Source organism: Salmonella sp. JXY0409-18 (assembly GCF_020268625.1).
Classification (GTDB): Bacteria; Pseudomonadota; Gammaproteobacteria; order Enterobacterales; family Enterobacteriaceae; genus Salmonella; species Salmonella enterica.
Genome location: NZ_CP084216.1, coordinates 4316384 through 4332417 on the forward strand (window position 1 = coordinate 4316384; position 16034 = coordinate 4332417).

At 54.8% G+C, this 16034-nt stretch carries 11 protein-coding genes; 6 read left to right on the forward strand and 5 right to left on the reverse strand.

Annotation, left to right across the window (positions count from 1 at the left end; all coding sequences use genetic code 11):
- Positions 1 to 131: 131 nt before the first annotated feature.
- The 3 genes from argH to argC all read right to left on the reverse strand — a co-directional run bounded on the left by argH (position 132) and on the right by argC (position 3414).
- Positions 132 to 1508: an argininosuccinate lyase gene (gene argH / locus LDB27_RS20950; protein ID WP_001230050.1), complete on the reverse strand. Its 1377-nt coding sequence runs from the start codon at positions 1506 to 1508 to the stop codon at positions 132 to 134.
- A gap of 117 nt (positions 1509 to 1625) precedes the next feature.
- A complete protein-coding gene (gene argB, locus LDB27_RS20955) occupies positions 1626 to 2402 on the reverse strand; it encodes an acetylglutamate kinase (RefSeq protein WP_086776771.1) in 777 nt (258 codons plus the stop codon).
- A gap of 7 nt (positions 2403 to 2409) precedes the next feature.
- Positions 2410 to 3414: an N-acetyl-gamma-glutamyl-phosphate reductase gene (gene argC, locus LDB27_RS20960; protein WP_000935332.1), complete on the reverse strand. Its 1005-nt coding sequence runs from the start codon at positions 3412 to 3414 to the stop codon at positions 2410 to 2412.
- A gap of 88 nt (positions 3415 to 3502) precedes the next feature.
- Here argC and argE point away from each other — a divergent pair, with 88 nt between their 5' ends.
- The 6 genes from argE to gldA all read left to right on the forward strand — a co-directional run bounded on the left by argE (position 3503) and on the right by gldA (position 12670).
- A complete protein-coding gene (gene argE / locus LDB27_RS20965; RefSeq protein ID WP_000800208.1) occupies positions 3503 to 4654 on the forward strand; it encodes an acetylornithine deacetylase in 1152 nt (383 codons plus the stop codon).
- A 391-nt stretch (positions 4655 to 5045) separates the two neighbouring features.
- Complete coding sequence (gene ppc, locus LDB27_RS20970) at positions 5046 to 7697, forward strand: phosphoenolpyruvate carboxylase (protein ID WP_001005549.1); 2652 nt, start codon at positions 5046 to 5048, stop codon at positions 7695 to 7697.
- A gap of 210 nt (positions 7698 to 7907) precedes the next feature.
- Positions 7908 to 9641: a phosphoethanolamine transferase CptA gene (locus LDB27_RS20975; protein WP_225519896.1), complete on the forward strand. Its 1734-nt coding sequence runs from the start codon at positions 7908 to 7910 to the stop codon at positions 9639 to 9641.
- A gap of 160 nt (positions 9642 to 9801) precedes the next feature.
- Entirely contained in the window at positions 9802 to 10638 is an 837-nt protein-coding gene (locus LDB27_RS20980; RefSeq protein WP_000274595.1) for a helix-turn-helix transcriptional regulator, read from the forward strand.
- A 254-nt stretch (positions 10639 to 10892) separates the two neighbouring features.
- The gene (gene fsa / locus LDB27_RS20985) at positions 10893 to 11555 is read left to right on the forward strand and encodes a fructose-6-phosphate aldolase (RefSeq protein WP_023231233.1); all 663 of its coding nucleotides are present in this window, start codon (positions 10893 to 10895) and stop codon (positions 11553 to 11555) included.
- A gap of 11 nt (positions 11556 to 11566) precedes the next feature.
- Complete coding sequence (gldA, locus tag LDB27_RS20990; RefSeq protein WP_000374031.1) at positions 11567 to 12670, forward strand: bifunctional L-1,2-propanediol dehydrogenase/glycerol dehydrogenase; 1104 nt, start codon at positions 11567 to 11569, stop codon at positions 12668 to 12670.
- Positions 12671 to 12776: 106 nt separating this feature from the next.
- On the opposite strand, the gene katG is transcribed toward gldA, so the two are convergent.
- On the reverse strand, positions 12777 to 14957 hold the full coding sequence (gene katG / locus LDB27_RS20995; protein WP_000108114.1) for a catalase/peroxidase HPI: 2181 nt from the start codon (positions 14955 to 14957) through the stop codon (positions 12777 to 12779).
- Positions 14958 to 15121: 164 nt separating this feature from the next.
- Positions 15122 to 16012, reverse strand: coding sequence for a methylenetetrahydrofolate reductase (gene metF, locus LDB27_RS21000; protein ID WP_000007507.1), 891 nt, complete (start codon positions 16010 to 16012; stop codon positions 15122 to 15124).
- Between the last annotated feature and the right edge of the window lie 22 nt (positions 16013 to 16034).

Genomic DNA, 16034 nt, shown 5'->3' on the forward strand with positions numbered 1-16034 from the left:
TCGAACCCGAAATAACTAAAGCCAACGTGAACTTTTGCGGACCTCTGGTCCGCTTTTTTTTGCGTAAAAAAGCCCGGCGTCGCTGATGCTCGGCCGGGCAGTATTACCTGATAGCGCTACGCTTATAAGGCCTACAACGCGAGGCGCGCCCTGGCATCGTCGATGGCCTGCGCCACCTGCTGCGGAGAAACGCCGCCTTTTGCCGCCCGTTTATCCAGACACGACTGCAAAGACAATATCGGATACACATCGTCGCCAATCACGCGGCTGAATTTCTGTAAATCGGCCAGCGGCAACGCTTCCAGCGGCTTACCCTGGCGAATAGCTTCTACCACCGCTTCGCCGACAATATGGTGCGCTTCGCGGAACGGCACGCCTTTCGCGACCAGGTAATCCGCCAGCTCCGTGGCGTTGGCATACCCCTGTTGCGCCGCGTCCTGACAACGTAGGCGTTTCACCTGAATACCGTCCAGCACCAACGCCGCCATATGCAGGCAGTCAAGCCAGGTATCGAGCGCATCGAACAGCCCTTCTTTGTCTTCCTGCATATCTTTGTTATACGCCAGCGGCAGACCTTTTAAGGTCATCATCATGCCGGTTAGCGCCCCTTGTACGCGACCGCACTTACCGCGAATCAGCTCCAGCGCGTCCGGGTTTTTCTTCTGCGGCATTAACGATGAACCGGAAGTCACGCGGTCAGAAAGCTCTACAAAACCCGCTTCACCAGAATTAAAGAAAATCAGATCCTCCGCGAAGCGTGACAGATGCACCATGCCGATAGCCGCATCAGAAAGCAGTTCCAGTACGTGGTCACGATCAGACACGCTGTCCAGGCTGTTGCGGGTCGCAGACGTAAAGCCCAGCCAGCCTGCCAATTGTTCACGGTCAATTTCATAGGCCGTTCCCGCCAACGCGCCGCAACCTAGCGGACTCACGTCCAGACGTTTAAGCGTGTCCTGCAGGCGGCTTTCATCGCGCGCCAGCATTTCGACATACGCGAGACACCAGTGGGCGAAAGTCACCGGCTGCGCGCGTTGCAGATGGGTATATCCCGGCATTACCGCGTCCTGGTTCGCCTGCGCGGTTTCCACCAGCGCGCTCTGTAGCTGGCGGTTAGCGGTAAGCAGTTCCCTCACCGTCTCTTTGCACCACAGTTTCAGGTCTGTCGCCACCTGATCGTTACGGCTGCGTCCGGTGTGCAGCTTTTTACCCAACTGACCCACTTTGTCGATGAGCTTACCTTCCACCCAGCTATGGATATCTTCCGCATCGCTTTGCAGGATTTGCTGCGGATTCGCGCGAACCTCCTCCAGCAGCACGTTCAGCGCTTCTTCCAACTGTCGTTGCTCATCGGCAGTCAGTACGCCTACCGTGACCAATGCTTTGGACCAGGCCACAGAACCGACAATATCCTGCTCCGCCAGACGGTAATCGAAGCGCAACGAATCATTGAATTGTTTAAACCGCTGGTCTGCCGCCTGTGTAAAACGCCCACCCCAAAGTGCCATAATAGACTTCCTTAAATTCTTCAAATTTCACTGCCGGATGGCGCTACGCTTATCCGGCCTATAATTTCTGTTCACGTAGGCCCGATAAGGCGCAGCCGCCATCGGGCGAACAAATAGTTAAGCCAGAATACGCGTGCCAATCGGCGTGCCGTTAAACAGCGCCGGCAGTTGCTCCGCATGACGCCAGGAAGCGATATCCACCGGGCGACCCAGCGCCCGCGCAGCATCGAGAGCCGCATTCACTTTCACAATCATCCCGTCGGTAATAATGCCCTGGTCGATAAGCTGCTCGGCTTTGGACGCCGTCATTTCGGCGATACGCTGGCCTTTGCCGTCCAGAATACCGCTCACGTCAGAAAGCAGGATCAGATCGGCCCCCAGCGTCGCCGCCAGCGCGGTTGCCGCCTGATCGGCGTTGACGTTCATCAGTTGGCCGTCGTCTGTTACGCCAATGGAGCTGACCACCGGCAGAAAGCCATTTTCCAGCAGCATGTTAATCAGCTTCGGCGACCCCGGCTGTGCCAGCCCGACGTGGCCTAAAGCTTCATCGAGTTGGGTCACTTTTACGCTGTCGCCATCGCCCAGAAACAGACCAACAGAGGCGATATGGTGTTTCTTCGCCCAGGCCAGCAGAGTTTTGTTAGCGGTTCCCGCCAGCGCGCCGGTAATGATGCCAATCTGATCGGCAGGCGTCACGCGCAGGCCGTCTTTCTTTTTCACTGGCAAATTAAGCCCTTTCATCAGCTCATCCACCACGCAACCGCCGCCGTGAACAATCACCAGCGGACGCTGATGGGACTCACGATAGTTGACCAGCGCGGTAAAAAGACGTTCCAGAGCCTCTTCGCTATCCAGTAATACGCCACCCAGCTTGATAATTAATGGATTCATCATTTCACCCTTAAATAAGAGACTGCGTTTCAGCGAAGCCAAAACGAATATTAGCGCACTGCACCGCCTGCGCCGCTGCGCCTTTCAACAAGTTGTCTTCGGTTGCCACCACAATCAGATGTTCGCCCTGGACGGCAAAACCAATATCGCAGAACGGCAGCCCGACGACGTTCTTTAACGCCGGAACGCCTTTGTCATACAGGCGCACCAGCGGTTTGTCGCCATAGGCTTTTTGCAACACGTCGGCGACCTGCGCATGGGTTACTCCCGCTTTCAGGCGGCAGGTAATGGTTTCCAGAATCCCGCGCGGGAAATTCCCCAGATGCGGGGTGAAGATGACCTCCGCGCCCAGATGGGCGGCGATTTCCGGCTGATGACGATGCGTAAACACGCCATACGGTTGCAAACTCACTTCACAGAAACTGTTCGATATTGCCGCCTTGCGCCCCGCGCCGCTCACCCCGCTGGTGGCATTAATTACCGGCCACTGCGTCAGATCCAAAAGACCGCCGTCAATCAGCGGTTTTAGCGACAACTGCGCTGCGGTTGGATAGCAACCAGGAACCGCAATCAGATTCGCCGTGTTCAGTTTATCGGCATTCCACTCCGCCAGACCGTACACCGCCTGCTCCAGCAGCTCAGGATACTGATGAGTAAATCCGTAGTACTTTTCATAGAAGGCGCGATCGTTTACCCGAAACGCGCCGGAAAGATCGAATACGACGCATCCGGCCTGTAAAAATTGCGGCGCCAGATCGTGGCTCACTTCATGCGCTGTCGCCAGGAACACCACATCAACATCTGCACTAAAATCACGTACATCCGACATCGGTTGCAATGGCAGGTCGACAATCCCTTTTAACTGCGGATGTAAATCAGAAATTAACTTTCCTGCATCATTGCTTTGCGCTGAGACGGTCAAAGCGGTTATGGTCATATGTGGGTGGCGATTTACGTAGCTTACAAGCTCTGCGCCCGCATAACCGCTAGCGCCTACAATCAGCGTATTCAACATCGGGTTCCTTTATGCTCAACGTTAATGTATTTTTATTCATAATTAATGCATGAATATTGATACTATCATGACCTGAGGTGTGTCAACAATGAAAAACGTTTTACCGCCATTTATCGAGATTTACCGCGCTTTGATTGCCACACCGTCGATAAGCGCAACCGAAGAATCCCTGGATCAAAGTAATGCGTCTTTAATCACTTTGCTTGCAGGCTGGTTCAGCGATCTTGGTTTCAACGTAGAGGTTCAACCGGTTCCAGGGACGCGAAACAAATTTAATATGCTCGCCAGCACCGGACATGGCGCGGGCGGTTTGCTGCTGACCGGCCATACCGACACGGTTCCCTTTGATGACGGACGCTGGACGCGCGACCCGTTCACGCTGACCGAGCACGACAATAAGCTCTATGGTCTGGGCACTGCGGATATGAAAGGCTTCTTCGCTTTTATTCTGGACGCGCTACGTGACGTTGACGTCACAAAGTTGAAAAAGCCGCTCTACATTCTGGCGACCGCCGATGAAGAGACCAGCATGGCGGGGGCGCGTTATTTTTCCGAAACCACGGCATTACGTCCGGACTGCGCGATCATTGGCGAACCGACGTCGTTGCAACCGATACGCGCGCACAAAGGGCATATCTCTAATGTCGTTCGCGTCCTGGGGCAGTCCGGTCATTCCAGCGACCCGGCGCGTGGGGTTAACGCCATTGAACTGATGCACGATGCGATTGGCCATATCATGCAACTGCGTGACTCGCTGAAAGCGCGGTATCACTACGAGGCGTTTACCGTTCCGTATCCAACGCTGAATCTGGGCCATATCCACGGCGGCGATGCCTCAAACCGTATCTGCGCCTGCTGCGAATTGCATATGGATATTCGTCCACTGCCGGGCATGACGTTAAACGACCTTAATGGACTGCTTAACGACGCGCTGGCCCCGGTAAGCGAACGCTGGCCGGGCCGCCTGACGGTGGCGGAATTACATCCGCCGATTCCAGGTTACGAGTGTCCACCGGACCACCAACTGGTTGAAGTAGTAGAAAAACTGTTGGGAACAAAAACCGACGTGGTGAACTACTGTACTGAAGCGCCGTTTATGCAGACATTATGCCCAACGCTGGTGCTTGGTCCGGGCTCAATTAATCAGGCGCATCAGCCGGATGAATATCTCGAAACGCGTTTTATTAAGCCAACCCGGGAATTGATTACCCAGGTAGTACACCATTTTTGCTGGCATTAATGCATATTGCCCGGTGACACGATGTTTACCGGGCCTCCCCCGTCTTGTAGGCCGGATAAGCGCAGCGCCATCCGGCATCTCTACGCCACATGTTCATAAGCATTTCTTATTTGGCACGATGCGAATTAACTTTAATAAATTACCGCCATTTTTTCGTTTGCTGAACCGATTTCGCAGTAATTGACGCCACGGGTTTTACGTGGCTTTATAAAGATGAGAAGTGATGTGAAAAAGCTTGGTCCGAAAGATTTCGCGTTGCGGCAAGACGGCAAACGAGCACATCCCAGGGAGCTTACATAAGTAAGTGACCTGGGTGGGAGAGCGCAGCCAACGCCGCCGCAGCGTGAAAGATGCAGGACAATTACAACAGAGATGGGGTGTCTGGGATCATATGAACGAACAATATTCCGCGTTGCGTAGTAATGTCAGTATGCTCGGCAAGGTGCTGGGAGAAACCATCAAGGATGCGCTGGGAGAACACATTCTTGATCGCGTAGAAACAATCCGTAAGCTATCCAAATCTTCACGCGCCGGCAATGAAGCTAATCGCCAGGAGCTGCTCACCACGCTACAAAACTTGTCTAATGACGAGCTGCTGCCAGTTGCGCGCGCGTTTAGTCAGTTCCTGAACCTGGCCAATACTGCCGAGCAATACCACAGCATTTCGCCAAAAGGCGAAGCCGCCAGCAACCCGGAAGTGATTGCCCGCACTCTGCGCAAACTGAAAAACCAACCGGACCTCAACGACGCAACCATCAAAAAAGCGGTAGAGTCGCTGTCTCTGGAGTTGGTGTTAACCGCCCATCCGACAGAAATTACCCGCCGTACGCTTATTCACAAGATGGGTGAAATCAATAACTGTCTGAAACAGCTTGATAATACCGATATCGCCGACTACGAACGCCACCAGGTAATGCGTCGCCTGCGCCAGTTGATTGCCCAATCCTGGCATACGGATGAGATCCGCAAGCAGCGCCCAAGCCCGGTGGATGAAGCCAAATGGGGCTTCGCCGTGGTTGAGAACAGCCTGTGGCAGGGCGTACCTAACTATCTGCGTGAACTGAACGAACAGCTGGAAGAAAATCTCGGCTACAAATTGCCGGTGGATTTTGTGCCGGTACGTTTTACCTCCTGGATGGGCGGCGACCGTGACGGCAACCCGAACGTGACGGCGGATATCACCCGCCACGTGCTCTTGTTAAGCCGCTGGAAAGCCACCGATCTGTTCCTGAAAGACATTCATGTTCTGGTATCAGAACTGTCGATGGTCGACGCCACGCCGGAGCTGCTGGCGTTAGTGGGCGAAGAAGGCGCGTCTGAGCCGTATCGCTACCTGATGAAAAAATTGCGCGCCCGTCTGATGGCGACCCAGTCCTGGCTGGAAGCGCGTCTGAAAGGCGAGAAACTGCCCAAACCGGATGGCCTGCTGACGCAAAACGAGCAGCTCTGGGAACCTCTGTACGCCTGCTACCAGTCGTTACAGGCCTGCGGCATGGGCATTATCGCCAACGGCGAGTTACTCGACACGCTCCGCCGCGTGAAGTGTTTCGGCGTACCGCTGGTGCGTATTGATATCCGTCAGGAGAGCACCCGCCATACCGAAGCGCTGGGCGAAATTACCCGCTACCTTGGTATTGGCGACTACGAAAGCTGGTCGGAAGCCGACAAGCAGGCCTTCCTGATCCGCGAGCTGAACTCCAAACGTCCGCTGCTGCCGCGTAACTGGGAGCCGAGCAACGATACCCGCGAAGTGCTTGAAACCTGCAAGGTTATTGCCGAAGCGCCAAAAGGGTCGATCGCCGCCTACGTAATTTCAATGGCGAAAACGCCGTCTGATGTGCTGGCTGTGCATCTGCTGCTGAAAGAGGCAGGTATCGGCTTTGCCATGCCGGTCGCGCCGCTGTTTGAAACCCTCGACGACCTGAACAACGCCGACGACGTGATGACCCAGTTGTTGAATATCGACTGGTATCGCGGGCTGATTCAGGGTAAGCAGATGGTCATGATCGGCTACTCCGACTCGGCGAAAGACGCCGGCGTTATGGCCGCGTCATGGGCGCAGTATCAGGCGCAGGACGCTCTGATCAAAACTTGTGAAAAAGCTGGCATCGAGCTCACCCTCTTCCACGGCCGCGGCGGCTCTATTGGCCGTGGCGGCGCGCCAGCCCACGCGGCGCTGCTTTCGCAACCGCCAGGCAGTCTGAAAGGCGGTCTGCGCGTGACCGAGCAGGGCGAGATGATCCGCTTCAAATACGGCCTGCCGGAAGTCACCGTCAGCAGCCTCTCGCTTTACACCAGCGCAATTCTGGAAGCAAACCTGCTGCCGCCGCCGGAACCGAAAGACAGCTGGCGTCATATTATGGATGAGCTTTCCGTCATCTCCTGTGAAACCTACCGCGGCTACGTGCGCGAAAATAAAGACTTTGTACCGTACTTCCGCTCCGCGACGCCGGAGCAAGAGCTGGGCAAATTGCCGCTCGGCTCACGTCCGGCGAAACGTCGTCCAACTGGCGGCGTCGAATCGCTGCGCGCGATTCCGTGGATCTTCGCCTGGACGCAAAACCGCCTGATGCTGCCAGCCTGGCTGGGCGCGGGTACTGCGCTGCAAAAAGTGGTGGAAGACGGTAAACAAAGCGAACTGGAAGCCATGTGCCGCGACTGGCCGTTCTTCTCCACGCGTCTTGGGATGCTGGAAATGGTGTTCTCGAAAGCCGACCTGTGGCTGGCCGACTATTACGATCAGCGCCTGGTGGCGAAAACGCTTTGGCCGCTGGGCAAAGAGCTACGAGACCTGCTGGAAGAAGACATTAAAGTGGTGCTGGCGATTGCCAACGATTCGCACCTGATGGCCGACTTACCGTGGATTGCGGAGTCCATTCAGTTAAGAAACGTTTATACCGATCCATTAAACGTGTTGCAGGCCGAATTGCTGTATCGTTCCCGTCTGACTGAAGAGCAGGGCAAATCGCCCGATCCTCGCGTCGAACAGGCGTTGATGGTCACGATTGCGGGCGTCGCCGCCGGTATGCGCAACACCGGCTAACGCCAAAAGAAAGCCGCCCTCACGCAGTTATGTGGGGGCGGCATGAAATACTGCTGTCATCCTCGTCATTTTTTCAATATATTCCTGTCTGCATTTTATGCATTTGTAAATCTTTCTTAGCAAAACGTGCGGCATAAAGCAGGTTTGCTTCAGATTCTTTTAAGGTTCAGGCGTTACGTTTGGCGCTACGATTAAAGACAGGCTCTCATTATGCAATCCACATTACTCCAGACTAAACCCGCGTTTAGCTGGAAAGCCCTGGGCTGGGCACTGCTCTACTTTTGGTTCTTTTCCACCCTCCTGCAGGCCATTATTTATCTCACCGGATACAGTGGGACAAACGGTCTGCGGGATTCGCTACTGTACAGCTCACTGTGGCTGATCCCGGTCTTTCTGTTTCCAGGCCGCATCCGGATTATTGCTGCCGTTATTGGCGTCGTACTTTGGGCCGCCTCGCTGGCGGCGCTGAGCTATTACGTAATCTACGGGCAGGAGTTCTCGCAAAGCGTGCTGTTTGTGATGTTTGAAACCAACGCCAATGAAGCCAGCGAATATTTAAGCCAATATTTCAGTCTGAAAATTGTTCTTGTCGCCCTGGCTTATACGGTAGCGGCGATTCTGCTGTGGACACGTCTGCGCCCGGTTTATATTCCATCGCCCTGGCGCTACCTGGTGTCGTTTGCCCTGCTGTACGGGCTGATCCTCCATCCCATCGCGATGAATACCTTTATCAAGCATAAGTCGATGGAGAAAACGCTGGATAGCCTGGCGTCACGAATGGAACCCGCCGCGCCGTGGCAATTTATTACTGGCTACTATCAGTACCGTTTACAGCTCGCTTCGCTGAATAAACTGCTGAATGAAAACGATGCCCTGCCGCCGCTGGCTAACTTCCAGGACCACTCCGGCGATGCGCCGCGCACGCTGGTACTGGTGATTGGCGAATCGACCCAGCGTGGCCGTATGAGCCTGTACGGTTATCCGCGCGAAACCACGCCGGAACTGGACGCGCTGCATAAAACCGACCCCGGGCTGACCGTGTTTAATAACGTGGTAACTTCGCGACCGTACACCATTGAGATTCTGCAACAGGCGCTAACATTCGCGGACGAAAAGAACCCGGACTGGTATCTGACGAAGCCATCGTTGATGAATATGATGAAACAGGCCGGGTATAAAACCTTCTGGATCACTAACCAGCAGACGATGACGGCGCGTAATACCATGCTGACCGTGTTCTCTAAGCAGACTGATAAGCAGTTCTATATGAACCAGCAGCGCACTCAAAGCGCACGCGAATATGACAGCAACGTGCTGGCGCCGTTTAAAGCGGTGTTAGCCGACCCGGCGCCGAAAAAATTCATTATTGTGCATCTGCTGGGAACGCACATTAAATACAAGTTCCGCTATCCAGAAAACCAGGGCAAGTTTGATGGTAAAACCGACCATGTTCCGCCGGGATTAAGCAGCGACGAACTGGAGTCGTATAACGATTACGACAACGCGAATCTGTATAACGACTATGTTGTCGCCAGCCTGATTAAGGACTATAAAGCGACCGATCCGAACGGTTTCCTGCTCTACTTCTCCGATCACGGTGAAGAAGTGTATGACACGCCGCCGCATAAGACGCAGGGACGAAACGAAGATTCGCCAACCCGTCATATGTATACGGTGCCGTTCCTGCTGTGGACCTCAGAGAAATGGCAGGCGGCGCATCCGCGCGACTTCTCACAGGATGTCGATCGTAAGTACAGCAGTTCCGAGCTTATCCATACCTGGTCGGACTTAGCGGGCCTGACCTATGATGGTTACGACCCGACACGTTCCATCACCAACCCGCAGTTCAAAGAGACCACGCGCTGGATTGGCAACCCGTATAAGAAAAACGCGCTGATTGATTATGATACGTTGCCGTATGGCGATCAGGTCGGTAATCAATAGCCTGTATGCTGCCCGATAACGCTAACGCTTATCGGGCCTGGCGTGCTTCTCTCCCGTAGTCCGGATAAGGCGCAAAGCGCCGCTATCCGGCAATAATCGCTTGAGGACATCGGTTTTCGACGTTACTGTTTCCTCTGTTTGCGATCGGCAGGGGATTATCATGTATCACGACGTCAGCCACCTTCTCTCCCGTCTCATCAACGGTCCGCTGCCGCTGCGCCAGATTTATTTTGCCAGCGCCAGCGGCCCAGCGCCGGAACTGGCGTACCAGGTGGATTTTCCGCGGCTGGAGATTGTGCTGGAGGGCGAGCTTACTGACATGAGCATTACCGCCCCGCTCATTCCTTGCGATGTTCTCTACGTTCCGGCTGGCGGCTGGAACATCCCGCAGTGGCAAACGCCCGTCACCACCCTGAGCATTCTGTTTGGCAAACAGCAGTTAGGTTTCAGCGTAGTCCACTGGGATGGTCAGCAGCATCAAAACCTCACGAAACAGCACGTTGCGCGCCGCGGCCCGCGTATAGGCTCGTTCCTGTTACAAACGCTTAATGAGATGCAGATGCAGCCGCAAGAGCAGCAAACGGCCAGATTGATTGTCGCCAGCCTACTAAGCCATTGCCGCGATCTGCTCGGCAGCCAAATCCAGACCGCCTCCCGCAGCCGCGCGCTTTTTGAAGCCATTCGGGAGTATATTGATGAACGCTACGCCGCGCCGTTGACGCGCGAATCGGTAGCACAGGCGTTTTATATCTCGCCAAATTACCTCTCGCACCTGTTCCAGAAAACGGGGGCCATCGGCTTTAACGAATACCTGAACCATACGCGACTGGAACACGCCAAAACGTTGCTGAAGGGCTATGACCTGAAAGTGAAAGAGGTGGCGCACCGCTGCGGCTTTGTCGACAGTAACTATTTCTGCCGCCTGTTTCGCAAAAATACGGAACGCTCGCCGTCGGAGTATCGCCGCCAGTATCACAGCCAGCTAACGGAGAAATAATCCACACGCCAATAAAGAGAATACAGTAGATAAAACGCGCATTTACTGGATTATTGTAATATCAATGCAAAAACCTCACTCCCCCACATGGCATACAACAGCACGTTATACGTTAATCATCACCAACTTGTGAAGTAAATCACACTTTACCAAGAGCATCACATTTGTCCAGTTTTTGGCAGATTTGTCACATAGCGCATCCGGGACACGCTCCTTTATCCTGTCCATAACGAAAACTCACGAAGAGAAAGACTATGGAACTCTATCTGGATACCGCTAACGTAGCGGAAGTTGAACGTCTGGCGCGCATTTTCCCGATTGCCGGCGTCACCACCAATCCAAGCATTGTGGCAGCCAGCAAAGAATCTATCTGGGATGTGCTGCCCAGGCTGCAAAACGCCATCGGCGAAGAAGGCACTTTATTTGCGCAGACCATGAGCCGCGACGCGAAAGGGATGGTGGAAGAAGCCAAACGGCTGAATAACGCCATCCCCGGCATTGTGGTTAAAATTCCGGTGACCGCCGAAGGTCTTGCAGCGATTAAATTGCTGAAAAAAGAAGGCATCGTGACGCTGGGCACCGCCGTCTACAGCGCATCGCAGGGCCTGCTGGCGGCGCTGGCGGGCGCAAAATATGTCGCTCCCTACGTCAACCGCGTTGATGCGCAGGGCGGCGATGGCATTCGTATGGTTCAGGAGCTGCAAACGCTACTGGAACATCACGCTCCCGACAGCATGGTGCTGGCGGCCAGCTTTAAAACACCGCGGCAGGCGCTGGATTGCTTACTGGCAGGTTGCCAGGCGATTACCCTTCCTTTAGATGTAGCGCAACAAATGCTCAATACGCCTGCGGTAGAGTCAGCAATAGAGAGGTTTGAGCAAGACTGGAAAAACGCTTTTGGTAATCTGAACCTGTAGGGGAGAAATGTATGGATCGCATTATTCAGTCACCAGGTAAGTATATTCAGGGTGCAAACGTCATCGCGCGTCTTGGCGATTATTTAAAACCAATGGCGAACAACTGGCTGGTTGTGGGCGATAAATTCGTGCTGGGATTTGCCGAAGAGACGCTGCGCAAAAGCCTGACGGATGCCGGTTTGTCAGTAGAAATCGCCCCGTTTGGCGGCGAATGTTCGCAAAATGAGATCGACAGGCTGCGCGCCGTCGCCGAAAAAAGTCAGTGTGGCGCCGTACTGGGTATCGGCGGCGGTAAAACGCTGGATACCGCCAAAGCGCTGGCGCATTTTATGAACGTCCCGGTCGCTATCGCGCCGACCATCGCCTCTACCGACGCACCGTGCAGCGCGCTCTCGGTTATTTATACGGATGCCGGTGAGTTTGACCGTTATCTGCTGCTGCCGCATAACCCGAATATGGTCATTGTCGATACGCAGATAGTGGCGGGCGCGCCGGCGCGTCTGCTGGCAGCCGGTATCGGCGATGCACTGGCGACCTGGTTTGAAGCGCGCGCCTGCTCACGCAGCGGCGCCACCACAATGGCGGGCGGCAAGTGTACACAGGCCGCGCTGGCGCTGGCGGAGCTATGCTATAACACGCTGATCGAAGAAGGCGAAAAAGCCATGTTGGCCGCCGAACAGCACGTCGTCACGCCAGCGCTGGAGCGCGTCATCGAAGCCAACACCTACCTGAGCGGGGTCGGTTTTGAAAGCGGCGGTCTGGCCGCAGCGCACGCGATTCATAACGGTTTAACGGCGATTCCGGATGCGCACCACTATTATCACGGTGAGAAGGTCGCTTTCGGTACGCTGACGCAACTGGTGCTGGAAAACGCGCCGGTCGAAGAAATCGAAACCGTTGCGGCGCTGTGCCATTCCGTTGGCCTGCCGATTACGCTGGCGCAACTGGATATTAAACAGGATATCCCGGCCAAAATGCGCACCGTCGCGGAAGCCTCCTGCGCAGAAGGTGAAACTATTCATAACATGCCTGGCGGCGCAACGCCGGATGAAGTGTACGCCGCGCTGCTGGTCGCCGACCAGTATGGTCAACGCTTTTTGCAGGAATGGGAATAAGGTCGGCTTGCAATGAAAAATCCCCGCAATTGCGCGGGGATTTTTTTGCCCGGTGGGCATATGAGACGGTAGGCCGGATAAGCGTTAGCGTCATCCGGCATAAGATTTACAACAGATCGAAACGGTCCAGGTTCATCACTTTCACCCATGCCGCGACGAAGTCCTTCACAAACTTCTCGTGCGCATCGCTACACGCGTAAACTTCCGCCAGCGCGCGCAGTACGGAGTTGGAACCAAACACCAGATCGGCGCGGGTTGCCGTGTATTTCACCTCGCCAGTCAGACGATCCCGGCCTTCGAACAGCTCATTAGCGTCGTCGGTGGGCTTCCACTCGTAACGCATATCCAGCAGATTAGCGAAGAAGTCTGTGCTGAGCACGCCCGGTCTGTCGGTAAAGACACCGTTCTGGCTGCCGTCAAAGTTGGTTCCCAGCACACGCATCCCGCCAACCAGTACCGTCATTTCCGGCGCGGTCAACGTTAACTGCTGCGCTTTATCAATCAACAGCGATTCGGTCGTCGACACATCCAGACGCGCACGATAGTTACGGAATCCATCGGCAATCGGTTCAAGCAGCGAGAACATCTCGATGTCGGTCTGATCCTGACGCGCATCCACCCGGCCCGGCGCAAAAGGTACGCTGATGCTGACACCCGCAGCAGCGGCCGCCTGCTCGATACCAACCACGCCCGCCAGCACAATAATATCGGCCAGCGAGGCTTTATTCGTCGTTTTCTGGATCTCTTCTAATACCGGCAGAACGCGAGCCGCAACGGCGTTGACCTCCCAGTCGCGCTGAGGCGCTAATGCCAGACGCGCGCCGTTAGCGCCGCCACGCTTATCGCCGCCGCGGAAAGTAGACGCGGATGCCCAGGCAACCGAAACCATCTCGCTAATAGAAAGCCCGGATGCAGCGATCGCCGCTTTCAGGTTGATAATGTCTTCCTGCGTTGGCTGATAGAGCGGTTGCGGCAACGGGTCCTGCCAGATCAGATCTTCTTTCGGCACTTCCGGTCCGATGTAACGCGCTTTTGGTCCCATATCTCTGTGCGTCAGTTTGAACCAGGCACGAGCAAAGGCTTCATTAAAGGCCTGCGGATCGTTAAGGAAACGACGGGAAATCTTCTCGAACTCCGGATCAAAACGCAGCGTCAGGTCGGTGACCAGCATGGTTGGCTTACGTTTTTTCGACGGATCGAACGGGTCCGGGATGATGTCCGGCGCGTCTACCGCTTCAAACTGGATAGCGCCAGCCGGACTACGGGTTTGTACCCACTCATATTTGAACAGGTTCTCGAAGAAATAGTTGCTCCACTGGGTCGGCGTCTGCGTCCAGACCACTTCCAGCCCGGAGGTGATAGCATCCGCGCCAACGCCGCTACCATAGCTGCTGGCCCAACCTAAGCCCTGCGCTTCAATCGGCGCGGCTTCCGGATCGGCCCCTACATGGGATGCCGCTGCCGCGCCGTGGGTTTTACCGAGGGTATGCCCGCCAGCGATCAACGCCACGGTCTCTTCGTCGTTCATCCCCATATTGCCAAAGGTAGCGCGAATAGCGGCGGCGGCAGAAAGTGGTTCGCCGCTGTGATCCGGCCCTTCCGGGTTAACGTAGATAAGGCCCATCTCGGTCGCGCCCAGCGGCGCTTTTGCCAGCGCTTCAGGGTGTCGGTGAGTCAACCAGGCTTTTTCATCGCCCCAGTTCACATCCAGATCCGGTTCCCAGACATCTTCACGCCCGGCGCCGAAACCGAAGGTACGGAAGCCGGAGTTTTCCAGCGCCACGTTACCCGCCAGAATAAACAGGTCGGCCCAGGAAATTTTCTGGCCATATTTCTGCTTAATCGGCCACAACAAACGACGCGCCTTATCCAGGCTGACGTTATCCGGCCAGGAGTTAAGCGGCGCAAAACGCTGTTGACCACGACCCGCGCCGCCACGACCATCAATAGAACGGTAGGTGCCAGCGCCATGCCAGGCCATACGAATAAACAAACCGACATAGCTGCCCCAGTCGGCGGGCCACCACGGTTGTGAATCGGTCAGCAGCGCCTTGAGATCCCCTTTCAGGGCGGAGTAGTCTAACTTGCTAAACTCTTTGCGGTAGTCAAAGTCTTCACCCAACGGGTTAGAACGGTTGGAATGTTGATTCAAAAGATCCACACGAAGCTGGTTCGGCCACCAGTCGCGGCTGGCTGTCCCTGCGCCTGCGCTTCGGTCATGCCCCCCCTGATGGAAAGGACATTTTCCAGTGGATAACGTGTTATGGGTATCGTCGGTCGTGCTCATATCTCAGCTCCCTTTTAAAGTGTTACCGTTACGATATACACCAGGAGCAAATAGATATAGTTGAATTAATCCACAGATTCGATAGCTAATACCTTTTATATTTTTAGTTACAGAGATGTAGATCAATATGAGGTGTAATAAAGCTCCCGGCAGGGAGCTGGAGATTATAAACCGGGTCTTACGCCCAGCGTGTGGCAAATGGCATAACTCATTTCCGCACGATTCAACGTGTAGAAGTGGAAATCCTTCACTCCTTCGCGGCTTAAAATTTTCACCATGTCCATCGCAATGTTAGCGCCCACCAGCTTGCGGGTTTCTGCGTCATCATCCAGCCCCTCAAACATCAGTGACATCCAGGACGGAATGCGGACATTGGTCATATCGGCAAATTTTTTCGCCTGTTTAAAATTAGACACCGGTAAAATGCCGGGAATAATTTCTACGTCGATACCGGCGGAAACACAGCGGTCACGAAAACGCAGATAGCTTTCCACATCGAAGAAAAATTGGGTTATCGCGCGGTTAGCGCCAGCATCCACTTTACGCTTCAGATTAAGCAGATCGGCCTGCGCGCTTTTCGCTTCCGGATGTACCTCCGGATAGGCCGCTACTGAAATATCGAAATCGGCCACCTCTTTGAGCAAACCAACCAGATCGGCGGCGTACATCTCCGGCTTACCGCTGCCCGGCGGCAAATCGCCGCGCAAAGCAACAATGTGGCGGATACCGTTATTCCAGTAGTCGCGGGCGATGGTGCGCAGCTCATCGCGCGTGGCGTCAATACAGGTAAGGTGCGGCGCGGCCTCAAGCCCAGTACGCTCTTTAATGCCTTTAATAACGCTATGAGTGCGGTCACGTTCTCCAGAGTTGGCGCCATACGTTACCGAAACAAACTTCGGTTTCAGACTGCTCAGGCGATCGATGGAGTTCCACAGGGTTTGCTCCATTTCACTGGTGCGCGGCGGGAAAAATTCAAACGAAACGTTAATCTGACCCTGTACTTCCGCCAGGCTCTGATTCAGGGCTTCCCGCTGGTTGGCGTGAAAAAAGCTCATACCTTACCTCATCAATCGCATG